Here is a 26,915-nt window from a genome sequence, read left to right as displayed (position 1 = left end):
TTATTCCTCCAGTTGGTTTTTGATTGATTCAGGAAGGTCGTCGTATTCAATCGACAGTTCATCCTGCATGCTTTGTCCCCTGTTGAGGCTGAACCTTACATAATAAGAATCTTCGTTTTCACTATAGTAAATGACGTGGTTCAGGATATACTCGATATCCTTTCTATTCTCTACCGTCACTGTATTGTTTCTTTCAAAATCTTCTAATTTGATGCTGGATATATCATCCGGATACACGCGTAAATCTTCATACACTCCCGCATCTTCCAATACGTTGATTGTATTTTTATAACTATCGTCAAATTCGAGATAATAGTAGCCTTGATCTTTATTTGTCAATAGGTCCATGGAATAAGTACGCACTTCTTCCAGATCAGTTTGTGGATCCGCAAGCTCAATATCCTTTCTAACAGCTTCTATAAGCCTGTCAATCAACTCTGGATCTGATATGGTAGTACTGCTTTGTTTAATATTATTTGATTGTACATCCACACCATACACTTCACTCGACGCTATATTGAAGACCGGATTATTCGCATGCTTATACGCATTCAATCCCTCGATTTCATACTGGAGTTTTTTCAGCTCCGGATCATCATCAAGTGAATACGTATAAGATCGGACTACCTTACTTCCGTTTTTCATCTCATATACAAAGAACGCGGTACGTAAATCACCTTCATACCACCCATCTATTTCAGGAGCTTCTATGGCCTGTCTATGCAGCTCCTGAACCAATTCGATATCTTTCTTGTCAGTGAAATATAGTGGTTTGATGCCTGGGTCTCCCATTTCTCCCGTGTAGTTATAGAAGTCCCCAAAATACACTTGTTTTACAGCATCAGCTGAAGGAATCCTATTTTCATAGTTTCCTTTTGCAAGGTTAGCAGCAACCATCACAACGACCAAGAAGATCACGAAAGCCAGATATGATTTATAGCTATTGTATATACGCCATGTCTTGCTCAGTATTGCTTCGGCGATGATGAAACCAATCAGCGATCCCACCGCATAGCCGAATAACACCCAACCGAAAGAAGACGATGCCACATGAAAATAGTATCCCCCTGCCATCATAAAGCAGAAAGTCACACCATATCGGAAGACAGGCTGCATAAAAGGATACACGATTGCCTGGGATGTTGCTTCTATCCGCCGGTGGACATACAGCCATAATGCAGCAAGATACAATAGGATGCCCGCCACCGTATAGGCTGACATAACAATCCAAGATAGATTCAAAGTAGCAGTGAAGTTAACAAAGAAATAAGAGATTGGCGAAAATTTGTGAATTGCCAATTCCAAGTAATATTCAACTGGGAATCCGACGAATAATATGCTCATGTTTGCCAGCACCAGCAGAACAAGACCGGCAGGCAGCAACACAAAGATATAAGTGAGTATGAAATGCATGGAAAACATGCCCGTGATCATCCCTGTGAATACTGTGGCAAGCAGCATGAGAGTATTCAGGAATAACAGCACACCCAGCCAGGCTAAAACATGCATGGCAGTGAAATAATCCCCTATATCAGCAAAAGCACGTAAAGCCAAAAGAAGTAGCGCATTCAGTAAAATGGGAATAATCAACAATACCATACCCGTGATCAAATGATGATGGAACAAGGACACCCTTTTGATAGGCATACTGTGAACGAAATCGGATACCTGTTTTTTATGCAAGTAACGAAACAGCAATATTGCCAAAAGGACCGGCACTGTTATGGAGAGGATCCATTGGATATCAGGAGAATATACGAATAAATCTCCTTTTTCCATATACTGTCTCGACTGCGGATCCGTATACTGGATGATTATTTGTAGTGGCAAAATGAAAAACAGCGCCAAGAAATACAGCACACTGAGCCAGCCGACCTGTCGAATATCAAAGTTAATAAGCTGTTTCTTAATCAAGGACGTTTTCAATGGCATAGCCGGCACCTCCCATTTCATAAATAAAGATCTCTTCCAGGGATAGCGGGAGCATATCAAGCACGACAGGATTTTGTGCTGCAAGTATCGCTTCTGCTTCCTGACGCTCCGCTTTGACGATCAGCAGATGAATACTGCCTCGTTTTTCCTGATGAAGGATGTGGAGCTTATCCAAAAAGCTCATATCCTGACCCTTCCGTAATGCGAATTGGACCTTCTGCACCTCTGTTTTCATATCATCCAGGTTGCGCTCCAGCACCATTTTTCCTTTATGTACGATACCGACATCATCACAGAGATTTTCCATTTCCCGCAGGTTGTGGGAAGAGATGATCACGGTCATTTCCCTTTCCGCAACATCTTTGATGAGCAGTCCTTTTATCCGCTGACGCACGACTGCGTCCAACCCATCCAGTGGTTCATCCATGATCAGATAGTCCGGCTTGGCTGCCAAAGCCAGGCAGAAAGCCACTTGCCGCTGCATTCCTTTTGAAAAGGTCGCTACTTTCTTGTTCTCCAGCTTGAATTGGCTGATCAGCTGATCGTAACGCTGCTGATCCCACCCTGCGTACATTTCCGCATAATACTGCCCCATTTGCTTCACTGTATATTGCGGGAAAAAGTAAAGGATGTCCGGCATGAAAATGATGCGCTGTTTCAGCTTCACATTCTCAAATACAGATTTGCCGTCAATCAACACACTGCCTCTGTCCTGCTTCAGGATGCCGGCAAGGATACGCATGATGGTTGTCTTCCCAGCACCATTCGAGCCAAGCAGGCCGTAGATCGTCCCTTTTCTCACTTGGAAACCGACCTGATCCAGCACTTGCTTGTGATCGAACTTCTTACTGATTTCCACTGCTTTGATCATGTGTCGCTCCCTCCCCCATTACGCAGCTGCTGCTCCACTATATCCCGAATTTCATCAGCCGACATCCCGATATACAGCGCTTCAGTCAGCAGCTTTTTCAATTCTTCCTGCATTCGCTTCACTTTTTGCGGATCGACCTTTTCGTTAATCGCATTCACGAAACTCCCCCGTCCCTTCACGGAATAAATCAATTCCTGATTTTCTAATTCACGGTATGCTTTTTGGATTGTATTCGGATTGATCGTCAGCTGCTGGGCAAGTTCCCGTACCGAAGGGAGCTTCTCGTCTGTTTCCAGCACCTGATTGATGATCAATTCCTTGAACTTATCCACGATTTGTTCATAAATTGGTTTGCCGCTTCGCAAGTCAAGTTCGAACATGAATTCACCTCATCCAGGCTTCTGTATTAACTGTATTAGTTATAGTAGTACACTTGATACACCGAAGTATACACTAACGTTCACCAATTGCAAAGAACTTTTTTCCATAAACAAAAAGCCAGATCACATCAATCTGGCTTTTCCAAGAAATCAGCCCTTATAAATGCATGCCTCCCCATTGCGGGTGGTCATTTTCAGATATATAAAAAACCCGCACCAATCAAACGATCAGTGCGGGTTTAAAAATAAATCAGCCGATGCCGATGATGTTGAAACCAGCATCCACATAAACGATTTCACCAGTCACGCCTCGGGATAATGCACCTAAAAGACCGACAGTCATGTCGCCTACTTCCTCGGCAGATACATTGCGGCGAAGCGGTGCCGTTTCTTCCACCTTGGAAAGAATGTCATTGAAAGATGGTACACCTTTTGCGGCCAATGTACGGATTGGACCTGCAGAAATGGCGTTGATACGGATATTATCCGGGCCAAGGTCATTGGCCAGATAGCGCACGCTTGCTTCCAAGGCAGCCTTTGCAACACCCATGACATTATAGCCTTGAAGCACACGGTCAGCTCCTAGATAGCTCATCGTCACGATTGAACCGCCTTCTGTCATCAGCGGGCGGACTGCTTTCGCTACAGCTACAAGCGAATAGGCACTTGTATCTTGCGCAAATGCATAGCCATCACGGGAAGTATCGATGAAATCGCCGTTCAGATCCTCTTTGTGAGCATGCGCAACAGAATGCACCAGTCCGTGGACAGTTGTGTATTTTTCCTTGATTTCAGCAAATGCAGAAGCAATGCTGTCATCATCATTGACATCACATTGGATGACTGCCGCTTCCATCTCATTTTTCTCCAGCAGCTTGTTCAGCTTTTTGGCGGAACGCTCCTGACGGTATGTAAAAATCAGTTTCGCACCAGCAGCATATAACGATTGCGCAACGCCCCACGCAATGCTGCGATCATTCGCCACACCCATGATCACGATGTGCTTATCCTTTAATTGTAGAAAATCCTTCATATTCATTCTCCTTCTATATGAACAGCCTCGTTCACGTTTTCTACCGCCTATCATAACAGAAAACCGAAATGAAAGGAATGACGCGTCTTTTCAGACAAGTCACACTTCTATATAATGAGATGTGGAAATTAAAACCATCTCATCGTGGGGGTGAAAAAATGGATAATACGCCTCCTGATAAATCCGGGGATCTATTTGAACAGAAGCTCCAGGATTTATTCGCGCAAGGCTACATATCTAAGGAAACATACGGAAGTGTTTTGACAGGTTACCGAACCAAACGGATTGGGGATGCCTCAGCTCAGGCTAAAAAAGCTTCGCCGCCTGAGCAGCAGACAGCTGCAGCCACGGAACAGATGCAAGTTTTGCGAAAACCTGCCATGACAAGTCATGCATCCGTCAGCCCAAAGCCTATAAAACAAAAGACTCCCGAGCAAATCCGGGAACGCAATCTGACGATCATCCTTGTCCTTGGAATCATCATGCTGTTTTTCGGCGGATTATATCTTGGCACTTCCAACTGGGGGAACTTCTCTTCTTTAGGAAAAGTGCTCTTGATCAGTTTGATTCCTTTCCTGTTCGCAGGGCTGAGCTATATCAGCTATAAGGTTGCCATCCCGCAGACTGCCTTCGCCTTCTTGATGCTGGCAGCACTGTTCGTGCCGATTGTTATTTTCTCAGCTTCTTATTATCAGCTGTTCGGCAGCTATTTGTCCTTCGGCGGTGATGGGGCAGCTTTGATAGGGACAATCGCAGCATTCGGCTGTACTGCCTTGTACTATTCCGTGGCAGCGCGTACAGGTTCCAAAGCATTCATTTGGGTGACCTATGCCGGTTTATCGACCACATTGATCTCGGCATTGCTGTATGTGACGACCACGTACAGCGCCTTCTTATTTTGTTTACAGCTGGCCAATATCTTGCTGCTTCTATTCGAGCGAAGGATCCGCAAATCATTCAGACTGGAGGCACTGCAGCACTATTGGCCCTATTATCTGCAAATGAAGCTTGGAACGGAAGCAATCATCACCATCCTTCTCATGAGCAGTGCCATCACTTATGACCTGACTTTGCTGCTGATCGGAATCAGCGCTTTGATCCTGGCTGCCAAGAATTTCAGCAGGCTTTATCATTTCGGGTTCATGGCTTTCACTTTGATTTCAGGTATCCTGCTCCTTCTGGAGATTGATTCTTATTTCAACATGTTTCTTGGTCAATTCCTTTCCATCGGATTCATTTTAGTGTTATTGACTTGGAATTTACCAAGATGGATGCAAATAGTCTATGAATGCTTGATCCATGCTATAAACGGTTTTCTTTTCATTATTTTCACGGTTCTTATCTATTATTTCACTTTTGATTGGGCGTACTTGATCGGAATCTTGTTCCTGCTCCTCCAATATACAGTGTGGACGGCAGCATCACGGAATGTCCATTATAGCTATCCAAGTGTCGGGCTATTATTAGTTGTCGTTTACTGGCTGCTTTATATGGTCGGGGCACCGATTTGGCTGCGCACAAGCATATTTGCAACATTGGCTTTCATCGGGCTGGCATATTGTTATATATGGCCGCAAAAGACGATTTTGAAACCATTCCAAGGAAGCCTCATTTGGACTTCTGTTGGTCTAGTCATTCCTTTATTCCTTGTGAATCATCAGCATGGCTTTTACGAGGCAAACAGCTATCTCCTCTTACTGATGGCTGCAGCCGGCTTCTTTTGTTACAGCAAAGAGAACAACGAAATCGTTCTCATCAGTAAAATCATTACACCTGTCAGCTTGATTGCCGCCCTGTATCTTGGCGGTTACAGACTGTATACGGAAAATGAATTCTATCAGCAGCAATTCGGTATTTCCGGTCATGCAACTTTGATTGCGATGATCGCTTTGGCCATCGCTTTCCTATGCCGCAAATACCAGTATCGTCCCTTATTTCTGTCATTCTTCCTGACCGGTCAGATCCTGCAGGGCTTGGCTGCTTTGATAGCCATCTTATCATGGAATCTGCCGTCCATCACAGTCACGGCGGTCACTCTGGTCAATGTCGGCATCCAGTTCATTGCCCTTGCCATATTCCGCAAGCATCCATTGTGGGCAGCTGTGCTTTGTTCGATGATTGTGTCTTATGCATCCCTTCAGAACTTACTTGGAATCGAAGGTCCTAATGCTGCCGCCGGTTCTATAATTGCATGCGCCTTGCTTTTGTTTGCTGGAAGCTTCTTCATTCAAAGACGAACGCTGATCGGAGCTGTGTATTTCTTCTGGTGCAGTCATGCTGTCGCTGTATTCGCCATCATGTGGGTATTCCTTGCGCAAAGTCTTGAGCTGATTCCGCCAGCCTGGCTGTTCCTACCGCTTGCCCAGTTTGTTTTTTCTGCACATCGGGCACCGAGAGTTGCGGAGAAGTTCATCTTTGCCAATGTCAGTATTTTCATGATCTTCATCCTGGCAATCACACACTTGTATCAGTACACGAGTTTGACCCATCCGATGACATTAGCTGCAGCACTGACAGCGATTTGCACAGCCAGTGTGTATGCACTGCTGCCAAAGTGGCGCAATTTCCTGAGACTCAGCCTTTTGGCCATTTATAATTCCATGCTGCTATTCGCTTTGATGGAGCTTGCCATTTTGTTCTCCTGGCAAATCATTTTATTATCCATCATCGTTGGTTCGATTGCAGTTTATCAGCAGTACAAGTGGCGGTTGGACCTCGTGTCTTCCTGCACATTGTTCCTGCTTCTAGCCATCATCCTTTTGTATGGCACAATAGGCGAGGGCATCCGGACAGCTTACTTACTGCTTGCTGGCGCAATAGGCTTGGCTGTTGTCAGCTTCAGCAACTACCGATCCTTCGTTGCCAAAACTGATAAGGACTCTGTCTGGAATAGAGTGGATATTTACCGGATCTCAGCCATCGTTTATGCATTCATCGGCAGCCTGGCTGGCGTCATTGCTTATGAATCAGGCTTGGCAGATACGTTATTTGGTTTGACCGTACCAGCATTGTTATTTGCAATCGGCAGATACACGGCACCTGCAGCCGAGAAGCGCTATATTCGGCTGTCCGCCATCATATCCTGTCTGTATCCATATATACTTGCGCTTCAGATTGCGGATATCAGTCCATATTTAACGACAGAGTTATACATTGTACCGATTGCCTTGCTAGTGCTGATCATTTTGCGTCTGTTCTTTTATGATCCGGCTGTGACGCCGCATATTGAGCTGATTTTGTTATCCATTGGCTTTGGTATTCTTGTGATAGATGGATTGTCTACAATGACGATTTATGATGCACTGTCCCTTGGCAGCCTCTCCTTGGCAGCAGCTGTCACCGGATTTTTACGGAAATATCGTGCATACTTCCTGACAGGGACCATCACCGTTGCATTTAATTTATTCTTCAACACCCGTATGCTCTGGGGCAGCGCACCTTGGTGGCTTTACCTTATCGGGGCAGGCTTACTCCTGATTGCTTCTGCCAGCTACATGGAATACCAGAAACAAAAGCATGACAAAACCGCTGAATCCTTGCTGAAAGCCGTAAAATCAAAGTGGAGACAATGGCTGAAACAATACAAATAAAAAATGAGCAGCTGTCTGCAAAAGACAGCTGCTTTATTTTGATCAGAAATCAAATTCATCCGGGTGCGGTCCGCTGCGCGTACCATCATCCAATTGGTCCAAACGCTCCATATCCGCTGGATCAATCTCAAAATCAAAGATATCTTTGTTTTCGATGATCCTTCTATCTGTCATCGATTTCGGGATTGTGATACCACCATGCTCGATATCCCAGCGAAGAACGATTTGTGCCGGAGACTTGCTGTATTTTCCAGATAGCTCCTGGAGCAATGGATGTCCTAGGAGTTCACCGTTCATAAGCGGAGACCACGCTTCCAGCAGTATTCCCTTACCTTCCATATACGCCCGAAGTTCTTCTTGGATCAGACGGGGATGGAATTCTACCTGATTGACTGCAGGCACGATGGATGCGGTACTTAGCAATTCTTCCAAATGATGCACTTGGAAGTTGCTGACGCCGATCGCCTTCACTTTCTCATCTTTGTAAAGTTCCTCCAGTGCTCGATAAGGCTCTTTGAACTTATCTTTTCCCGGCCAGTGAATCAAATAAAGGTCCAAATAGTCCAGCTGCATCTTTTCCAGACTTTCGTCATAAGCTGCTTTCGTCTGGTCGGACGTCAGGCCTGCATTCCACACTTTAGAGGTGACAAACAACTCATCCCTTTTCACAATCCCTGCTTCAATGGCCCGATTGATCCCTTCCCCGACACTTGCTTCATTACCATAAATCGCCGCTGTATCAATGCTGCGATAGCCTTGTTCGATGGCAAAATAAACCTTATCAGCCAGTTCATTTCCATCTTTTACACGAAAGACGCCGTAACCTAGCATCGGCATAGAATTGCCATTATTGAGCTTTACTGATTTCATGAGATATTTCTCCTTTGTTTTCCAATTTCCTCGAAATTGCCGTTAAACCGACTGCTGCTGCAACCATGATGGCCGCTACCCAGCTTGTATGGAGGAGATCGAATTGATCCGTGATTACTCCACCCAAATAAGAGCCAAGGGCAATACCGGCATTGAAAGCAGCTATATTCCAAGCAGATGCAACATCGACTGCCTGCGGTGCAAGCCGCTCCGCAAGCACAACGATATAGGATTGCAAACCTGGAACGTTCATGAACGCGAATAATCCCATCAGCAATATAAAGATCAAACCGACCCATTTGACCGGCAGCGTGATATACAAAGCTGCCAGCACGACTGCTTGTATGATGAACATATAAAATAAAGCATGGACGGGCCGTTTATTGGCAAGCTTACCTCCAGCAATATTTCCGATGGCAACTGCCACACCGTACACCAGCAGCAGCCACGTCACTGTCTCTGGCTGGAATCCGCTTATTTGCTGCAGCAGTGGTGACAAATACGTAAAGACGACGAATGTACCACCATAGCCTAGCGCCGTGATGATAAGAACGAGCAAGATAGGCACCGATCGCAAAAGGCTCCCTTGATCTTTCAGATGTACTTTTACACCTTTAGGAAGGTTATTCGGCAGCAAAGCCAAATTAGCCAGCCCAGCGAAAAGTCCAATCACCACTATAAATAGAAATGCCAATCGCCAATCCAGCTGCTGCCCGATGAATGTACCGAATGGAACTCCGGTGATGGTGGCGACAGTAAGTCCTGTGAACATGATACTGATCGCTCCAGCCCGCTTATCCTGCGGAACCAGACTGGCAGCAATCGTCGAGCCGATCGACATGAATACGCCATGTGCCAAAGCTGATATGAAACGCGCCGCAAGTAAAATGGACATACTCGGAGCGGCAGCGGCTATACTATTACCTATCAAAAAGACTAGCACGACCAAAAGAAGCTGCTTCTTTTTCGGTATGCTGGAAAGCATCGGTGTCAGGATCGGAGCTCCGATAACGACCCCGATGGCATATAGGGATACGGTAAGTCCGGCCGCCTGCACTGATGATTGAAAGTCATCCGCAATCAGCGGCAACAGACCGACACTGATGAATTCTGTTGTGCCGATCGCAAAAGCTGTAATAGCCAAGGCGATCAAGGCAAACGTTTGTTTCCCTTTCATACTACGTTTCCTTTCCGTTCTTTTATCTCCCGCTTTTGCTGGAGTAATGATATTATGTCGTATAAGGTACAGCTTGAACAGTACATACTTTTTTGTGCTATAGGTACCTTTTAGTACCTATTAAAGGAGGAAATAGCTTGAAGAAAAAATATAATATATCCGTGGAAGCAACGCTGGAAGTAATCGGCGGGAAGTGGAAGACTGTCATCCTATGTCATCTGACGCATGGAAAGAGAAGAACGAGCGAATTGAAGAGGCTCATGCCGAATATCTCCCAGAAAATGCTCACTCAGCAGCTTCGGGAATTGGAAGCAGATGGAATCATCAACCGAATTCAATATCACGAACTTCCGCCGCGAGTCGAATATGAGCTTAGTGAATATGGATGGAGTCTGAAAGGAATTCTCGATTCCTTATGCAGCTGGGGGGAATCACATATCGTCAAAGTGTATGGCAATAAAGAGGACTATCTCGAAAAAACATATCTGAACGAATAAAAAACAGCTATAGCAAGAACGCTATAGCTGTTTTATTTAGAATGTATCGATATTCACTTTGTTATGCTGCTCTGCTTTGACTTGCTCGCCTTCTTGGAAAGCAACCCTCTCGGCAGCCCCTAGATTCGTGAATACTACTGGTGTGAGCAAGGAAGGCACTTGTGTTTTCAATTTGGGAATATCCGCTTCTAAAAGCTGCTGGCCTGCAGTGACCCGGTCTCCCTCTTTCACGAAGACCTCGAAACCTGCCCCTTTCAGATTAACTGTTTCCAAACCGATATGGATCAGCACTTCACGGCCGTTATCTGACAGTAGTCCAATCGCATGCTTCGTCGGGAAAACATTGATCACTTTCCCATTCACCGGAGAAACAACCGTGCCATCAATCGGCTCGATGGCGAATCCATCGCCCATCATCCTCTCCGAGAACACCTCATCCGGCACATCCTCCAAGGAACGCAGCGTCCCGGACATCGGGATGACAAAGACATTCGCTTTTGGGTCGAATGGGAGCGGGTCTCCCATGCCGCTCTCGACCTGCCGGCCGCCTTCTGCCGCAGAAGCAGCCTCGATTTGAGATCTTGGTATCTTTCCAAGCATGATATCCTGCATCTGTTCTTTCAGGCCTTCCGATATCGGTCCAAAAATCGCCTGCATATTGTTGCCGATTTCCAGTACTCCTGTGGCACCAAGTTTCTTCAATGCATCTTTATCGACTTTATTTTTATCATTCACTGTTACCCGAAGACGTGTGATACAGGAATCCAAATGTTTGATATTTTCTTTATCTCCCATCGCCTCGAGCACGTGATACGCCAATCCTCCAATATGGGCGTTATTCCCGTTTGCTTCTTCCCCCGTTCCTTTTTCACGACCTGGCGTCATGAGATCGAATTTACGGATGGCGAATCGGAATACGGAATAGTAGATTACCGCAATAGCCAGACCTACTGGAATGACCAGCCACCAATCCGTCCTGTTCGGGAGGATTCCATACAGGAAGAAATCAATGAATCCACCGGAGAATGTCATTCCGACTTTAATATCCAGCATGTACATCGTCATATAGGAGATTCCAGCCAATACACAGTGTACTGCGTACAATAGTGGTGCCACGAACAGGAAAGAGAACTCAAGCGGTTCGGTGATTCCTGTCAAGAAGGAAGTCAGTGCCGCTGAACCCATCAAGCCAGCCACAACCTTCTTCCTTGCCGGGCTTGCTTCGTGATAAATAGCCAAAGCTGCAGCCGGCAAACCGAACAGCATGAACGGATATCTGCCAGTCATGAATGTACCTGCCGTCAGCTCTGCTCCATCCCTGATTTGCGCCATGAAAATACGCTGATCCCCGCGGATCAGCTCTCCTGCCGTATTCGTATAGCTGAAGAACTCATACCAGAACGGCGAATAGAAGATATGATGCAACCCAAATGGAATCAATGCTCGCTCGATAACACCGAAAATGAAGGCTGTAAGCGTCATATTGGATGATAACAGACCGTTTGAGAAGCTATTCAAAGCCTGTTGGATCGGCGGCCAGACAACCAGCATCCCCAGACCGAGAGCCAACGAGGCTATCGATGTGACAATCGGGACAAAGCGTTTACCGGCGAAAAAGCCCAGATACTGCGGCAATTCAATCTTATAGAATTTATTGAACATGATAGCTGCCAGCACCCCGACTATGATACCGCCGAATACCCCGGTGGCGAGCGTCGGTATCCCGAGCATCGTTGCATAGGCTGGATGATTTCCCGTGAAAAATTCTGCCCGTTCCACAGTATCCGCCGGAATGCTCCCATTAGCGATGAGCACCGCACTCATCGTCACGTTCATGATCAGATAACCGATGATCGCAGCAATACCTGCTACGCCATCACCATTGGCAAGCCCGATGGCAACTCCAACCGCAAATAACAGCGGCAAGTTAGCAAAGACGATATCCCCCGCACTTTGCATGACAGAAGCAATGAGCTGGACCCATGTGCTATTAAGGATTCCGATATTCCCTATCAAGTCAGGATTCTGGAGTGCATCCCCCATTGCGAGCAAAATACCGGCTGCAGGCAGTATCGCAACAGGAAGCATGAGTGCCCGGCCGATTTTCTGCAAGATACCAAAAGCGTTTTTCATCCTATTCATCTCCCATCTCCCCAGAGTCATGACAACGGTTTCACCCAAGGTCAATAAAAAAAGACACGAGAGATAAAGATGGTAACACAAAAAGAATGAAATTCTTCTTGCGCATCCTTAATCCCCATGCCTGATCAAATCAGTTACACGTACATTTGCAATGCACATTATATTTTATTGGTCAAACGGTACAGATGCAAAGTGAGATAGACTGCCTCTGCTTCTGGCACTGGACGTTTTAACGTATGCTGTAATATTTTGACTAGCTTCCACGCAGTATTATAGCACAGCGGATATTCGGTTTTCAATAGATTCATGATCTTTTCAGGCTCCCGGACCTCCTCTTCCCGTTTTATCCGGTCGATTGCAAAACGGAGATGGCGGACAAGCCTTATATAATTGATGCTTTCCCGATCCACTGTAATATCCAGACTCGCTTCGATGACCTTGAACATCTGTGCAATCAGCCTTGTATATTGACTGAGCTCCCCTACCGGCTGGTTGATACAGGCACTGTGGATATGCAGGGCAATAAAACCGATTTCCCCCTCCGGCAGGTGGATACCGAGCCTTTCATTCAAAAGGGATACCGCCTCACTGGCAACGCTGTATTCCTTGGGATAGATGAATTTTGTTTCAACAGCAAAGGGATTCTTGATACCCAGCCCCTCTTCCAGACGTTTCATCGCAAAAGCCAAATGATCCGTCAATCCAATGTGGATATGCTCATTCAGCGGCTGGTCCATCCGCTCTGCAATCAAATGGATCACATCATTCATCACCGCAACCAATTCTTCATCGATATGATCCAGCATCTTCTTGTAGCTGTTCTGTTCCTTCTCATCCTGAAGCACAAACAGCTTTTCAAAGTCGCCTTCTACCAGTGTGCTGCCTGCTTTCTTTCCGAAACCGATGCCTTTACCGATCAGCACGACTTCTTTTTTCTCCTCATTTTCGGCAATCAGTACATTATTATTCAATACCTTTTGGACAGAAAAGGATTTCCCCATAGACTTTCTCCTTTTTTATTCATACCGACATTGTAATAGATATTTAGTCCTTTGTGTAACTTTTTTGAATCCGCTTTCTTTCCTATATAGAAAAAATGCATAGCTATTTTCTGCTATACACTTCTTTATACTGGCTCAGGTATCGATGTATGCAATAATAAATCCGCGAAATTACGCGTTACTGGCAAGGCATCATCCAAGCTCCGGGAAGTTCCGTATGCATAAAGGAAGGGACTATGTTTCTTTTTCCTGATTGCAACCCTAAAGCTTGCTTCCTTATATTTTTCCCGGATATCCATACAAGCCAGCAGCTGGTCGAATGTCAGAATGGCGATTTCTCCCCCAAGAAGGTCTTTTTTACTGCAAATCAGGACGAAAAGCTGTTCCCGATCTTCATCGGACCATTGCAGCAGCCGCTCCCTTTCCTCTTCCGAAAACCGAAAATTCCATGTATTGGTCGTACTAGTCGCGTACTTGGAGTACACTTTCATCCGATTCGAGCGTGTCTCAAGCTGGTAGACCCGCCTTTCCTTACTTTCCTCGATCAATGCCGGCACAATCTGCATGGATACCAGTTTGGATAGGAAGGCACCATAATAATAATCATATTTATTCAGCATACTATCATTGCTCCTGTCTACGTTGTTTCAACAGTATAGCATGACAGCAATATATTTTGCAGATCAGTCTGTTACAAATAATAACTCGCTTACGAATGAGCATTTTGTTTGCTACCTTTTTCACAAGTCTCTAGAATAAATTCCATACAAAGGAGGAATAGTTACCAATGAATGAAAAATACGCTTCTCTATTCGAAAGCTTGACATTACCAAATGGCGTTACGTTGAAAAATCGCTTCGTACTCGCTCCGATGACTCATTACTCTTCGAATCCTGATGGTACGATTTCCGATCAGGAGCTTCCATATATCGCACAACGTTCCAAGGATATCGGCATGGTCATCACTGCTGCATCCAATGTATCCGACAGTGGCAAGGCCTTCCCTGGACAGCCTTCGATCGCTCATGATACAGATATTCCCGGCTTGAAAAAGCAGGCGGAAACCATCAAGGCTGAAGGTGCCAAAGCAATCATCCAGCTTCACCATGGCGGACGCGAAGCTGTGGCAGACCTTGTTCCTAACGGAGACGTTGTGGCACCAAGTGCAGTTGAAAAAGAAGGTGCTGCCACTCCGCGAGCACTGGAAACAGCGGAAGTACAGCAAATCGTCGATGATTTCGGCGAAGCTGCCCGCCGTGCCATCGAAGCAGGCTTCGACGGTGTCGAAATCCATGGTGCGAACGGCTATATCATCCAGCAGTTCTACTCTCCATTCTCCAATCGCCGCAATGATGAATGGGGAGAGCGTCTGCGCTTTCCTATGGCTGTCATCGACAAAGTCACAGAAACAGTCAAAAAGCATGGCACCAAAGAATTCATCGTCGGTTACCGTTTCTCCCCGGAAGAGCCGGAAACACCGGGATTGACAATGAAAGAAACGCTTGAACTGATGGATGCCCTGGTGGAAAAACCATTGGATTACCTGCATGTATCTTTGATGGACTTCCATTCCACTGCACGACGCGGTGCTGATACGAATGCAAAACGCATCGATTTGCTTCAAGAACGAATCGATGACAGAATTCCTTTGATTGGTGTCGGTTCCTTGTATTCCGCTGAAGACGTAGCCGCTGCCAAAGCTACTGGTGTTCCGCTGATCGCAATGGGCCGTGAACTGCTGATCGATCCGGAATTCGTCACCAAACTCAAAGAAGGGCGCGAAGACGAAATCATCCGCCTGATCGACCCTGCCCGCGAAGACCGCCACGGCATTCCGGAACCGCTTTGGAATATCATCCTGCAGACAAAAGGCTGGGTTCCGACCAAAGCAGAGTAATAGCGAAGAACATCCTATTATGCTTTAATGGAATAAAAGCGTTCGAAGGAGAGAGCCCAATATGGCAAAAATATCAGCATTGGTACTAAAACCAGAAAGAGATTTCGCTGCCAAGTCCGTACCATCCGACCCGCAAGGCATTCAAAAATATGTAGGCGGCTCACCGATCATGACAAGATTGGTTGATGGTATCGTCGTTGTCAGCAACGAAAATGCTACGGAAAATGATCCATTGAATTTCACCATTTTCCAGCGTCACAATGATCACGTCCATGAATTAGGCAAGCTCCATGGCGATGCTGTTTTTGCAGCAGAATCCGATAAAGGGCTGACTAGTCTCGACAAGGAGCAGAAGCAGACGGTCAAAGGCTGGTTCCAGTTCGGCCGGGATAAATTGTTATTGAACGAATAATCAAAACCCCCTCTCATCGTGAGAGGGGGTTTCATTATGCTTGCCGCTTTTCAACGAAACGCTTGATTCGTTTCATCGCTTCGGTCAGCTGTTTCATGGAAGTTGCATAAGAACAGCGGATATGGCCTTCCCCGCTTTCCCCGAAGACACTGCCGGGCACAACGGCGACCTTTTCTTCCATCAGCAAGGCTTCCGCAAAGGCTTCCGAGCTCATTCCTGTTTCTTGGATGGACGGAAAAATATAGAAAGCTCCGCCAGGTCTGTTTGTCATCAAACCCATTTCTTCGAAAGCTGACGTTACAAAGTTTCGACGTTGGCGATAGCTTTTCTTCATATGCTCAACACTGGCCGATCCGCTGCGCAGTGCTTCAACTGCACCGTATTGAGCCATTGTCGGTGCACACATGATGGTGTACTGATGGATTTTCGTCATCGCTTGAATCAATTCAGCGGGTCCTGCGGCATAACCGAGGCGCCAGCCTGTCATCGCAAACGATTTGGAGAATCCAGAAATGAGGATTGTGCGCTCCTGCATGTGCGGCAAATTGGAAAAGCTGACATAGTCAGCTTCATAGCTAAGCTCTGCATATATCTCGTCGGATAGGACAAGTAAATCATGGGCTTCCACAAGCTCTGCGATCGGCTGCAGTTCCTCCCGATTCAGCATCGTGCCTGTAGGGTTATTCGGATTACAAAGGATGATTGCCTTTGTTTTTGGCGTAAGGGCATCCTCCAGCTCTTCCGGCTGCAGTTTGAAGCCATTTTCTGCCTTTGTGCCAACGGAAATGGGTACTCCGCCTGCCAATGATACAGCCGAGGCATAAGCTACAAAGCATGGCTCGACGATGATTACCTCATCACCAGGATTGAGGATTGCCCGCAATGCAATATCGATAGCCTGGCTTGCCCCAACCGTTACGATCACTTGATCCGCAGGCCGGTAAGATACCGAAAATGTCGTTTTGAGATATTCGGAAATCAATTCACGCAATTCCAGCAGCCCGGCATTGGCCGTATATGCTGTATATCCTTGCTCCAGTGAATGATAGCTTGCTTCGATGACATTCCACGGTGTGACGAAATCCGGCTCGCCGACCCCAAGGGAAATCACATTATCCATTGTCGAAGCCAAATCGAAAAAGCGCCTGATCCCGGATGGTTTCAATGCATCTACGTGATCTGCAATGAAGCGGCTTGTATCGGAACTCATGGACTCACCGGCATTCTGTGATCGTTATCGTCATCCTCACCAAAGATAATGCCATCATGTTTATATTTTTTCAGGATGAAGTGTGTCGTCGTCGAAATGACTGTGTCCAAAGTGGATAGCTTTTCGGAAACGAATCGCGCAACTTGTGACATTGTCTTTCCTTCGACGGATACAGATAAATCATAGGCACCTGACATCAGATAGACAGCTTTCACTTCAGGGAAACGATAAATCCGTTCCGCCACATCATCGAATCCCTTGCCGCGTACTGGTGTCACTTTCACGTCTATCATAGCAGTCACGCCTTCATATCCGCGTACCTCTGCCCAGTCGATCAATGTTGAATAGCCATGGACGATTTGCATCTCCTCAAATTTGCCGATGGCCGCTTCCACTTCCTCTGAGGAGAGCTCCACCATCCGTGCTATCGTATGTACATCCATCCTGCCGTTCTTTTCCAGCAGCTCCAGTATTTCTATCTCTTTCTTATCCAAGTCCCGTCACTCCTCTAATCCCTTAATATTGTACGTTCTATTTTATCTGAAATAAAAAGATTGAGAAACCGAAAACGGATACACCTTCGATTTTTAACCAATGATGATCCGCTCTTCCGGGTTCCTTACTGCTGTCTTCTTGATCCGGAACGCCAAAGCAAACGCAATCGTAATCGGGCCAACCCGCCCCATGAACATAAGGATCGAGAGCAGTATTTTGCCTGCTTCCGAAAGTTCCGGTGTCAGTCCCAATGTCATCCCGACCGTACCGAATGCAGAGAGCACTTCGAATGCAATATAGTTGAGCGCGGCCCCCTTTTCCGTAACGGCCAGCAGAAACACGAATACAGAGACGAGAAGGACAGAATACGTCGTAATGGAAAAAGCACGGAATACCAAATCCCCAGGTATCCGCCGATTCCTGATATTCACTTCCTGTTTCCCTTTTATCAGTGCCCATACCGCAAACAGCAAAATGGCAAAGGTAGTCACCTTGATACCCCCTGCCGTCCCTCCGGTCCCTCCGCCGATGAACATAAGCGCCATCGTCACCAGCTGGGAACCCAAAGTCAGGTCAGCTGTATTCAGCGAGTTGAATCCTGCCGTCCGGGGGACCACACCGTGAAAGTAGGAAGCCAATAACTTATCCTTCCATGGCAGATTCCCGATGGTGTCCGGATTCCCGTACTCCAAAAGAAAGATCAATATCGTCCCTCCAACAATCAGCAGGGCAGACATCCACAGGACGACCTTCGTATGGAGCATCAGGCGTTTTCTTGTTTTCCTGCTTTGGAAGATATCCGCAACCACAATGAAGCCGAGACCTCCCAAGATCAACAGACTCGTCAGTGTAAGATTGACCGTCATATCTCCCACGTAAGCAGTCATACTGCTGAAATCCCCCATGATATCGAATCCCGCATTATTGAATGCAGAAATCGAATGGAACAGCCCATAGTAAAATGACTTCGGATAACCAAACTCGTCTCCCCAATGCATTCCAAGGATGATGGTTCCGAGCAGTTCACAAATAACCGTGAAGAGGATGACAAATCGCACCATCCGGATAATTCCCTCATAGGAATCCTGGCTCAATGATTCCTTCACCAAATGCCGCTCCTCATAGCTGATGGTGCGGCGAAGCAGCATGGCGATGAATACAGTCAGCGTCATGAACCCCAAGCCGCCTATTTGGATGAGGCACAGCAGCACGATTTGGCCGAACAATGTAAAGGTTGTCTGAGTATCAACAACCACAAGCCCGGTTACACATACTGCAGATGTGGCCTCGAACAGCGCATCCACAAAGGATAGATGGTGCCGATCCGCAGTTGCAAAGGGCAGCATCAGAAGAAATGTCCCCAATGCAATCAAAACGAAAAATCCAAGCGCAAAAAATTGCGGAGGATTGATTTTAACGCGCTGGAATAGCTTCCTGCTTCTAGTCACCATATACATACAAGTCCTTTTATTAGATTTTCTTTTGCTTCTTCCTTATACTACATTATCTTTCGAATATGATACTGAAAAAAGCGCGAATATGCTATGGTATATTGTAGCTAAATGAAGAAAAGGATGTTCGATATGCATATTGCAATCATTGGAGCTGGAATAGCTGGATCCGTTACTGCTTATAAACTTGCCAAAGCTGGTATGCAGGTAACTGTGATCGATCGTTTTGATAATGGACAAGCAACAGATGCAGCAGCCGGGATCGTCTGTCCATGGCTGTCTCAGCGCCGGAATAAGGATTGGTATCAGCTCGCTAAAGGCGGTGCCGGTTATTACCCGGAGATCATCGAGGAACTTCGCCTCGACGGAGAAGCAGAAACAGGCTATGCCAAAGTAGGGGCCTTAAGCCTTCATCCAGATCCGAAGAAGCTTGATGCCATGCTGGAGCGGGCAGAGAAACGAAAAGCGGATGCACCGGAAATTGGTACCGTCACCCGACTTGATGAGGACGATGCACGCCGGCTGTTCCCTTTGCTTGCACCTGGATATGGCGCAGTCCATGTCAGCGGAGCAGCTCGTGTCGACGGCCGGGCTTTGCGCAATAGCTTGCATCGGGCAGCCAAGAAATACAACGCACGTTTCATCACAGCCGATGCACGCCTTTCCATGAAAGCAGGACAAATCTCCGTCATTGCCGGCGATGAGGAATGGACTCCTGATCAAGTGGCTGTCACGGCAGGCGCTTGGGCTGATCAGCTGTTGGAGCCATTAGGCTATTCCCTGCAAGTCAGCTTCCAAAAAGCGCAAATCTGTCATTTGCAGCTGCAAGCTGCCAAGACAGAGGAGTGGCCGGTGATCATGCCTCCAAATGACCAATACCTGCTCGCTTTCCCTGATGGAAGGATAGTAGCCGGTGCCACACATGAAAATGATGCAGAAATGGATACAAGCATCACTGCCGGCGGGGTGCACGAAGTACTGACGAAAGCCTTACAGCTTGCTCCTGGACTGGCTGAAGCGAGCATGGCTGAGACAAGGGTCGGCTTCCGGCCATTTACACCTGGCTTCCTCCCGGTATTCGGCCGCATGCCCAAGCATCCGAATCTCTATATGATGAATGGATTAGGTGCTTCGGGCCTTACGATGGGGCCATTTGTTGCTGATCAGCTCACAAAGCTGATGCTGGGACAAGAAACCGACATCGATATTTCCGCCTATGATCCAGAAGGCGCTTTAGCCTGAGACGGAGCCCATGTTCAACTTGGGCTCTTTGTCATAACCATGAATACCAATCCATCCGTTTCCCTCGCAAAACGTCCTGTTTCCCTGAATCCGGACTTTTCATAAAGACGTATAGCCCGTTCATTGAACAAAGCTACCGTAAGCCGGAAACGGTTCTTTTGCGTATTAGCTTCGATCCAACGCTGAATTTCAGCGAAAAACTTTCCTCCTCTTCCCTGCCCGGTCATTTCAGGCGCCATTCCGATCCCAATATCAAGATAGGAAGGATCGCTGTAATCACCGCCAGGCACACGGGCATCCTCCCCGAAACAGAAATAACCCAGCAAAGAACCATTTTCATATACCCCGTAATAGTCACCTACCATGAGCATCATGACCGCACCTTCCGTATAGGTGAGGTTATAAAGATCGTAAGGAGGGGCATAACGCCAATGTAATATTGTATACGCATCATCAGCGGTTAAAGATTTTATCTCATATCCCATCACTAGGACTCCTTCTATCACTTATTGCTTGTATTATAGCATTTCTCATTCAGCAAGAAATGGTATACTTGAATATAAGAAAGGACGGTAACGTTTATGGAATTACGGCAGCTGCGATATCTGGTCGAAATCGTGAAACAAAAAAGATTGACAAAAGCAGCCGAGAGCCTCCATGTATCCCAGCCGGCTCTCAGCAAGGCGATCAAGAGCCTGGAAGAGGAACTCGGCATCACTTTATTCAATCGCACGAACAAATCAAGTACCTTGACGGATGCAGGGAAGGTCGTCCATACCTACGCCCAGCAAGTGCTTGCTCAATTGGACGAAATGCAGACAACACTTCAAGATCTCACCGACTTGAGGCAAGGGGCGGTCACCATCGGGATCCCACCGATCATCGGCAGTCTCTTTTTCCCGAAAGTGATGGCGCGCTTCCATCAGACCTATCCGAATGTCACGATCAACATCACCGAATACGGCGCAGCTCGTGTCGTCAAGGCGGTGGATGAAGGGGAATTCGAGCTTGGGGTGGCAGTCCTTCCTCTTGATGAAACAGAGTTCAACTATTATCCGATCGTCGAGGAGGAGATGAAGCTGATGGTCCACCGCGATCATCCGCTGGCCAAACGGGAATTGGTCGAGCTCAAGGAATTGAAGAATGAAGATTTCATTTTCTATAATGAGGAATTCGCTTTGCACGATATCATGCGGAAACGCTGCATAGAAGAAGGGTTCGAACCGCATATCCTCTTCAAAAGTGCACAATGGGATTTCATCAGCGAAATGGTAGCTGCCGACCTTGGTGTCAGCCTGCTTCCGGAGTCCATCTGTAATCGGACCTATAATGCCGACATCCGGATCATCGATATAACACCCTCCATCCCATGGAACTTGGCAATCATCACAAAGAAAGATAGATATATTTCCTATGCCGGCAGACGATTCATAGAATTTTTCCTCTGACTCAATATAACTATTAGTTATATACAATATGAAATATATGTATTTTACGAATACGTGAGAGCGCAGTATGATGGAGTTATCAATAATATTAGTTATGGATAACTTCGTTAGGAGGAAGAAATATGGTACTAAAAACAATTACCATGCTTTCTCAGCTAGCGCTCATTCACGTTTTTTATTTTGCCGGAGTCGGCTTAGCACATATACTATCACTTCCGGTACCAGGCTCGATCGTAGGTCTGGTCTTGTTATTACTAAGCTTATTTACAGGCATCATCAAACTGGAGTGGATCGAGAAAGCAGGAGGCTGGCTGTTGGCAGAACTTCTGCTTTTCTTTGTCCCCTCCGCCGTCGGTATCCTGAATTATAAAGAGATACTGAACTGGCAAGGCTTGGAGACCGTCCTGCTCATCCTGATCAGTACCTTCATCGTGATGGCCGCTACTGGATTCACTGCTGAGAAGCTGTATAGAAGAAAAAGAAAAGGAGGACACACATCATGACTGCTGCGCTTATCATTTTAATCGGCACCATTGTGACCTATGTCATTTATCGCGCTTCCAAAGTCGTGTATAAAAAATGGCCCCTGCCGTTCTTCCATCCGCTGCTGCTGTGTCCGCTCATTCTGATTGCAATCATTCAATCATCCCATTTGGATCCCAGTGAATACGCCTTGTCTTCCAGCTTGTTGACCCATATGCTCGGACCAGCGACTGTTGCCTTTGCGATTCCCATCTATAAGCATGCTCACTTGCTGCGAAAGAATATCATGATCATTCTTACAAGTATTGCAGCGGGTACATTGGTTGCAATCGGTTCTTCGCTGCTGTTAAGTCTGGTCATGCGATTCAATGGCGATTTACTGATAAGCATCCTGCCACGGTCGATAACAACACCAATTGCGATCGAAGTTTCGAAGACAATCGGCGGCTTACCGACATTGACGACCGTTTTCGTCATCGTCACTGGTGTCACCGGCGGTATCATCGGACCTTATGTCATCCGTCTGATGGCACTTAAATCACCAGTGGCCCGCGGCTTGGCGCTTGGCATGGGCGCTCATGGCGTAGGCACCAACAAAGCAATGGAATATGGCGAGCAAGAAGGGACATTCTCCACGATAGGCATGATCATGGCTGCTGGTATGACATTGATTTGGGGCGGCTTGCTCATCCCTTCCTTGCTGCAGATCACCATCCTATGAAAAAAGCATTTGCCGTTGTCGGCAAATGCTTTTTCTTATGCATGTTTTTTACGAAGGATGAACATGCTTACTGTGATGATCACGAAAGCAGTGAATGCCAGCAGCGGAATCGTAATGAATCCGAGCCAGTTGATATAATAACCTGAACATGGCACTCCGCTGGAGCATAGACTCGCCCCCTGCAGCGCAGGTACTTTCTGATGCAAATAATGATAGCCCGATATGAGTATGCCGAGAATACTGAGCGGCAGCACATATTTATAGATCCGCACATCGTTCTTATAAAACGCGATGCCAAGGATGATGGCAAGCGGATACATGAGGATCCGCTGATACCAGCAGAGCGTACATGGAACGAACTTCATTATTTCACTGAAATAGAGGCTTCCCAGCATGGCAGCGACTGCTGTTATCCAGGCAAATAACAAACCCTTATTCATCAGTTCGCCCCCTGTGTTTCCTCATCCACCATCTCGATCAAATCGTTCATATCCTCGCCTTCGAACAGTTTCCCATTCACAAAGATGGTAGGTGTACCTGTGACACCAAGCTCATCGGCAAGCTCCGTATCCGTTGAAACGGCATCATCGGTGCCATTATCCTGATACACTTGCAGCACCTCTTCGGCTTCTTCGTCACTGACCACTTCACGCAGCTTGTCCATCAGGAAGTCATCGGTGAAACTCGTGTTCAAGTCTTCTGCAAAGAGAACATCATGGAATTTCCAGAATCCATCATCCCCAAGGACTTGGTAAACGGCCTCACTGAAACGTGCACCCTTCTCTGAGTCCGCATTGATGATCGGCATATTCATGAAATAAAAACTAGCTTTACCAGTTTCAATCAGTTCTTGATCGATCACCGGGAAGTTATTATCGTGGAACTCTTGGCAGTGGATGCATTTGTAATCGCCAAATTCAATTATTTTAACCGGGGCATTTTCATCACCGAGGAATGGCTGATTGCTGTAGTCGATGTCCTGTACCTCATCGCTGCCGGAATAGGAATTGATAAGGACCAGCGCCACAACCAGAATGACAATAGCCAGGACAACCCAGACGATGACCTTCGAGGCTTTGGAAGCAGCCTGTGATGTGTTGCCTGCGGATTTCTTCTTTGCCATTTAACTATCGCTCCTTTTACAGAAATAATAGGTTTTATCTATCACATAACATCATAACATTAAAAAGTAAAAATGGATGCCTTGCAACAGATTTGATTACAGGCAAATACTTCACCCGATTGAATTAGTTTGTGAAATGCATTACAATATAATAGTTCTGATTATGACCTTTTTTTATGGGTATCATGAAAGAAAAGAAGGGATTACACTTGAAGGAATATCATTTACCACAAGCGCCGGCGCGCCTGAGTCTGCGGGATGCATTGCGTGTCAGATCCGCAGCCTATCCCTGGAACCGGGCAATCGGATCTGGTCTTGCCACCTGCCTGCCGATATTGATCGGTTTCCTATTAGGTGACATCACCCATGGATTCTCGGCCGCGCTTGGTGCTTTCACATTCTTATATATAGGAGCAGAGACGTATAAACAACGTGCCAAGAAACTCGCCGCAGTCGCTATCTGCCTTGCTGTATCCATGGTACTTGGAACCTTGCTTGCCCCTCATACGATCTTACTCTCTATTGTCGCGGGCATCATCGGCGTCATTGCCTTTTATGTTTTGAACACCCTGCAGCTCCTCATCCCTGGTCCGATGTTCTTCGTCTTGATATTCTCCATGGCCACAGGGCTGCCTCTGGACCCGCAGAGCGCCTGGGAAAGAGGATTCTACGTCCTGCTCGGAGGTGCACTCTCCTGGCTTTTGGCCATGTCAAGCTGGCTCTGGACGAAAAAAAACCACGAAAAGCAAATGCTTATCAAATCTTACCGTCAGCTTATGGCCTTGCTGCAGTCCATCGGTACACCGTCGTTTTATCAGATGCAGCATCTGACTGTCCTTACCTTGAAGCAAGCTGATCGAATCATCTATGCATCCAAAAGACAGCCAGCGACACTTCGCCTGCACGAGCTGGCTTCCGATATTTTCCAGACATTGACACAGCTCGGGAATAAAGGTTTCCCAATGGATATGAGAAAACCGCTGGAAGATCAGCTAACCGCTGTCATCGATGCACTCGAAGATGCAAAAGGCAATTGGCCTGCATATGCAGCATCTGAACAAACGATATTAAAAACGCTCCAATCCGAGCTGGAGCAAGCATATGATCTCGCCTCACAGCAAACACCAGCAGCTCCTGTCCAAGTCGAGACCGAATCTGCTTGGAGCGTGCTTCGCAACGGCATTTCCCGGACAAACATCACCGTCCGTCACGCCTTGTTCTATGGACTGTTCATCATGATTGCATCCTTACTGGCACATTGGTTCGGCTTCAATCGTCCATACTGGGTACCAGTTGCCTGTGCGGCAGTACTCATCGGCGCCAATACAACCCTGACCATTCACCGGGCTATCCAACGGTCGCTTGGCACCATTGTCGGCACCTTGATCGGCGGACTGATTCTATCATTGGAACCGTCCGGCTTTTATCTGATTCCTATTGTCGGTCTGCTCCAGCTATGCGTGGAACTGGTGATCGTACGCAACTACGTATTTGCCAATATGTTCATCGCCCCTCTTGTACTTGTATTGGTGGAAACGATGAATCCAGGCAATACTGTCAGCTATTTCGTGACAGCGAGAGTCGTCGATACCATCTTCGGAAGTTTGATTGCCATTCTGGCTGTCCTGTTATTGTGGCGCAGCATCCATACCCGCTTTTTGCCGGTGATATTGAAGGAAACAATTCTGCATATGCAGGAGCTGCTTCATGCAATTCATTCCGGGAAACAGGAAAAGAAACAAACCAAAAAACTGATAAACAGTCTGCTCGAATTGCGTGCTGCTTATGAAAGAAGTCTCGGTGACTTCCCGGGTCCCCAGCAGCGTGCAGAAATTCTATGGCCAGCCATCATGCATGCCCAACATGCCGGCTATCTGCTCATGTCCTTGCGCAAACATAAGGATAAGCTGACGGAAGCTCAATACGATGCGATCCAAAACCAGCTCGGCGGTATCATGACCAGCCTGGCAACACGGCAGCCTGTTTCCTTTGAACGATACGACGAGCTTGATGTACAGCAGGAACTCAATCAGCTGCAAGCCGCACTTACACAGTTTTATACAAGAAATGATGCGGCCGAGCCCGCACCGAATTGACCTTCTCTGTTACAGGGAAGGTTTTTTCGTGTTACAGTCATCTGAAAGAAGGATAAAGATAACGAAAAGACAGGAGCGTATATATCAAATGCAGACAGGACAGAAGAAAAGGCCGGTCGTCGCCTTGACAGGAGCAAGCAGCCATATCGGCAGTCATCTATTGGATAAATTGAAAGGACGCTTTGATATCATTGCCCTATCCCACAGCGCCGATAAAAGAGAAAGCACAGAACACGTCACTTGGCGATCGTGTGACTTGTTTTCCCAAATCGATACTGAAAAAGGACTGTATGGAGCCGATATCGCTGTCTATCTTGTCCATTCGATGCGCCCTTCCGCCAAGCTTACACAAGCCCGGGATGAGGACATGGATGTCATCTTGGCCGATAATTTCGCCCAGGCTGCCAAAAAGAATGGTGTGAAGCAAATCATTTATTTAAGCGGCATCATACCACCAGAGGAGAAACGATCCCGCCATCTCCGCACCAAATCGGAAGCGGAAAAAATCCTTGGATCGTATGGCGTGTCAGTCACGACTGTCCGCACTGGACTGATTGTTGGATCTATAGGCGCTTCAGCTGAAAAATCGGATAAACAGCTGCCAGTCATACTCTCAAGCTGGACAAGGCACTGCCAGAAAACGAAGCTTCCATCTCGACAGGATGTCCGTTCCATCCAGCGGATGCCGCTTCCTGACGCCAAGGATGCAAATTGGGCAGCCAGACACTATATGAGCTGGCTATCCGACTCACTTCGTCCTTTTGTCCGGACAGCGATTGATGAGCATCTGAATTGCAAGATCTATTTGACAGTCACCAAGAAACCCTTGCTGATTCTTTCCTAC

Annotated in this window: 25 protein-coding genes; 10 read left to right on the top strand and 15 right to left on the bottom strand. The window is 46.8% G+C overall.

Features of this window, described 5'->3' with window-relative positions; genetic code table 11:
- The 4 genes from CHH53_RS15880 to fabI all read right to left on the bottom strand — a co-directional run bounded on the left by CHH53_RS15880 (position 1) and on the right by fabI (position 4,216).
- A complete protein-coding gene (locus tag CHH53_RS15880) occupies positions 1 to 1,932 on the bottom strand; it encodes a DUF6449 domain-containing protein (RefSeq protein WP_095217120.1) in 1,932 nt (643 codons plus the stop codon).
- A complete protein-coding gene (locus CHH53_RS15875) occupies positions 1,907 to 2,803 on the bottom strand; it encodes an ABC transporter ATP-binding protein (protein WP_095217119.1) in 897 nt (298 codons plus the stop codon). The genes CHH53_RS15880 and CHH53_RS15875 overlap by 26 nt, the downstream gene beginning before the upstream one ends.
- Complete coding sequence (locus tag CHH53_RS15870; protein WP_095217118.1) at positions 2,800 to 3,183, bottom strand: GntR family transcriptional regulator; 384 nt, start codon at positions 3,181 to 3,183, stop codon at positions 2,800 to 2,802. Before CHH53_RS15870 ends, CHH53_RS15875 begins: the two co-directional genes overlap by 4 nt.
- Positions 3,184 to 3,433: 250 nt before the next feature.
- Positions 3,434 to 4,216: an enoyl-ACP reductase FabI gene (gene fabI, locus CHH53_RS15865; RefSeq protein WP_095217117.1), complete on the bottom strand. Its 783-nt coding sequence runs from the start codon at positions 4,214 to 4,216 to the stop codon at positions 3,434 to 3,436.
- A gap of 158 nt (positions 4,217 to 4,374) precedes the next feature.
- Here fabI and CHH53_RS15860 point away from each other — a divergent pair, with 158 nt between their 5' ends.
- Positions 4,375 to 7,806, top strand: a complete 3,432-nt coding sequence (locus CHH53_RS15860) for a hypothetical protein (protein ID WP_095217116.1) — start codon at positions 4,375 to 4,377, stop codon at positions 7,804 to 7,806.
- A gap of 42 nt (positions 7,807 to 7,848) precedes the next feature.
- Here the strand turns inward: CHH53_RS15860 and CHH53_RS15855 are convergent, their stop codons facing one another.
- Positions 7,849 to 8,676, bottom strand: coding sequence for an aldo/keto reductase (locus tag CHH53_RS15855; RefSeq protein WP_095217115.1), 828 nt, complete (start codon positions 8,674 to 8,676; stop codon positions 7,849 to 7,851).
- Entirely contained in the window at positions 8,654 to 9,853 is a 1,200-nt protein-coding gene (locus CHH53_RS15850) for an MFS transporter (protein WP_095217114.1), read from the bottom strand. Before CHH53_RS15850 ends, CHH53_RS15855 begins: the two co-directional genes overlap by 23 nt.
- Positions 9,854 to 9,990: 137 nt before the next feature.
- On the opposite strand from CHH53_RS15850, the gene CHH53_RS15845 reads away from it, so the two are divergent.
- Positions 9,991 to 10,350: a winged helix-turn-helix transcriptional regulator gene (locus CHH53_RS15845; RefSeq protein WP_095217113.1), complete on the top strand. Its 360-nt coding sequence runs from the start codon at positions 9,991 to 9,993 to the stop codon at positions 10,348 to 10,350.
- 36 nt (positions 10,351 to 10,386) lie between these two features.
- Here the strand turns inward: CHH53_RS15845 and ptsG are convergent, their stop codons facing one another.
- The 3 genes from ptsG to CHH53_RS15830 all read right to left on the bottom strand — a co-directional run bounded on the left by ptsG (position 10,387) and on the right by CHH53_RS15830 (position 14,113).
- Complete coding sequence (gene ptsG, locus CHH53_RS15840) at positions 10,387 to 12,483, bottom strand: glucose-specific PTS transporter subunit IIBC (protein ID WP_095217112.1); 2,097 nt, start codon at positions 12,481 to 12,483, stop codon at positions 10,387 to 10,389.
- Positions 12,484 to 12,650: 167 nt separating this feature from the next.
- On the bottom strand, positions 12,651 to 13,493 hold the full coding sequence (glcT, locus tag CHH53_RS15835; RefSeq protein ID WP_095217111.1) for a glucose PTS transporter transcription antiterminator GlcT: 843 nt from the start codon (positions 13,491 to 13,493) through the stop codon (positions 12,651 to 12,653).
- A 125-nt stretch (positions 13,494 to 13,618) separates the two neighbouring features.
- On the bottom strand, positions 13,619 to 14,113 hold the full coding sequence (locus CHH53_RS15830; RefSeq protein WP_095217110.1) for a hypothetical protein: 495 nt from the start codon (positions 14,111 to 14,113) through the stop codon (positions 13,619 to 13,621).
- A 167-nt stretch (positions 14,114 to 14,280) separates the two neighbouring features.
- On the opposite strand from CHH53_RS15830, the gene CHH53_RS15825 reads away from it, so the two are divergent.
- Positions 14,281 to 15,390 carry an NADH-dependent flavin oxidoreductase gene (locus CHH53_RS15825; RefSeq protein ID WP_095217109.1) on the top strand — a complete coding sequence of 370 codons (1,110 nt, stop codon included), beginning with the start codon at positions 14,281 to 14,283 and terminating at the stop codon, positions 15,388 to 15,390.
- Positions 15,391 to 15,451: 61 nt separating this feature from the next.
- Positions 15,452 to 15,802, top strand: coding sequence for a DUF3846 domain-containing protein (locus CHH53_RS15820; RefSeq protein WP_095217108.1), 351 nt, complete (start codon positions 15,452 to 15,454; stop codon positions 15,800 to 15,802).
- A gap of 34 nt (positions 15,803 to 15,836) precedes the next feature.
- Here CHH53_RS15820 and CHH53_RS15815 read toward each other — a convergent pair whose 3' ends face one another.
- From CHH53_RS15815 to CHH53_RS15805, 3 genes are all read right to left on the bottom strand, one after another.
- Positions 15,837 to 17,012, bottom strand: coding sequence for an aminotransferase (locus CHH53_RS15815; RefSeq protein ID WP_095217107.1), 1,176 nt, complete (start codon positions 17,010 to 17,012; stop codon positions 15,837 to 15,839).
- Positions 17,009 to 17,506, bottom strand: coding sequence for an Lrp/AsnC family transcriptional regulator (locus CHH53_RS15810; protein ID WP_095217106.1), 498 nt, complete (start codon positions 17,504 to 17,506; stop codon positions 17,009 to 17,011). Before CHH53_RS15810 ends, CHH53_RS15815 begins: the two co-directional genes overlap by 4 nt.
- 93 nt (positions 17,507 to 17,599) lie before the next feature.
- The gene (locus CHH53_RS15805; RefSeq protein WP_095217131.1) at positions 17,600 to 18,958 is read right to left on the bottom strand and encodes a TrkH family potassium uptake protein; all 1,359 of its coding nucleotides are present in this window, start codon (positions 18,956 to 18,958) and stop codon (positions 17,600 to 17,602) included.
- A gap of 132 nt (positions 18,959 to 19,090) precedes the next feature.
- On the opposite strand from CHH53_RS15805, the gene CHH53_RS15800 reads away from it, so the two are divergent.
- Complete coding sequence (locus tag CHH53_RS15800) at positions 19,091 to 20,200, top strand: NAD(P)/FAD-dependent oxidoreductase (RefSeq protein ID WP_095217105.1); 1,110 nt, start codon at positions 19,091 to 19,093, stop codon at positions 20,198 to 20,200.
- Between the two features lie 14 nt (positions 20,201 to 20,214).
- Here the strand turns inward: CHH53_RS15800 and CHH53_RS15795 are convergent, their stop codons facing one another.
- Complete coding sequence (locus CHH53_RS15795; protein ID WP_095217104.1) at positions 20,215 to 20,685, bottom strand: GNAT family N-acetyltransferase; 471 nt, start codon at positions 20,683 to 20,685, stop codon at positions 20,215 to 20,217.
- A gap of 96 nt (positions 20,686 to 20,781) precedes the next feature.
- Between CHH53_RS15795 and CHH53_RS15790 the strand changes: the two genes are divergently transcribed.
- From CHH53_RS15790 to CHH53_RS15780, 3 genes are all read left to right on the top strand, one after another.
- A complete protein-coding gene (locus CHH53_RS15790; protein ID WP_095217103.1) occupies positions 20,782 to 21,648 on the top strand; it encodes a LysR family transcriptional regulator in 867 nt (288 codons plus the stop codon).
- Positions 21,649 to 21,770: 122 nt separating this feature from the next.
- The gene (locus tag CHH53_RS15785; protein WP_095217102.1) at positions 21,771 to 22,151 is read left to right on the top strand and encodes a CidA/LrgA family protein; all 381 of its coding nucleotides are present in this window, start codon (positions 21,771 to 21,773) and stop codon (positions 22,149 to 22,151) included.
- A complete protein-coding gene (locus CHH53_RS15780; RefSeq protein WP_095217101.1) occupies positions 22,148 to 22,852 on the top strand; it encodes an LrgB family protein in 705 nt (234 codons plus the stop codon). Before CHH53_RS15785 ends, CHH53_RS15780 begins: the two co-directional genes overlap by 4 nt.
- Positions 22,853 to 22,887: 35 nt before the next feature.
- On the opposite strand, the gene CHH53_RS15775 is transcribed toward CHH53_RS15780, so the two are convergent.
- The gene (locus CHH53_RS15775; RefSeq protein ID WP_095217100.1) at positions 22,888 to 23,292 is read right to left on the bottom strand and encodes a disulfide oxidoreductase; all 405 of its coding nucleotides are present in this window, start codon (positions 23,290 to 23,292) and stop codon (positions 22,888 to 22,890) included.
- A complete protein-coding gene (locus tag CHH53_RS15770) occupies positions 23,292 to 23,975 on the bottom strand; it encodes a DsbA family protein (RefSeq protein ID WP_095217099.1) in 684 nt (227 codons plus the stop codon). The genes CHH53_RS15775 and CHH53_RS15770 overlap by 1 nt, the downstream gene beginning before the upstream one ends.
- Positions 23,976 to 24,184: 209 nt before the next feature.
- On the opposite strand from CHH53_RS15770, the gene CHH53_RS15765 reads away from it, so the two are divergent.
- Complete coding sequence (locus CHH53_RS15765; RefSeq protein WP_158221586.1) at positions 24,185 to 26,071, top strand: FUSC family protein; 1,887 nt, start codon at positions 24,185 to 24,187, stop codon at positions 26,069 to 26,071.
- An 88-nt stretch (positions 26,072 to 26,159) separates the two neighbouring features.
- Positions 26,160 to 26,915: NAD(P)H-binding protein (locus CHH53_RS15760; RefSeq protein ID WP_143594508.1), on the top strand; the 756-nt coding region annotated here is incomplete at its 3' end.

The organism is Terribacillus sp. 7520-G (genome assembly GCF_002271665.1).
Classification (GTDB): domain Bacteria; phylum Bacillota; class Bacilli; order Bacillales; family Amphibacillaceae; genus Terribacillus.
The sequence above is the reverse complement of the archived record's forward strand: the minus strand, read 5'-3'. Positions and strand labels throughout refer to the sequence as shown.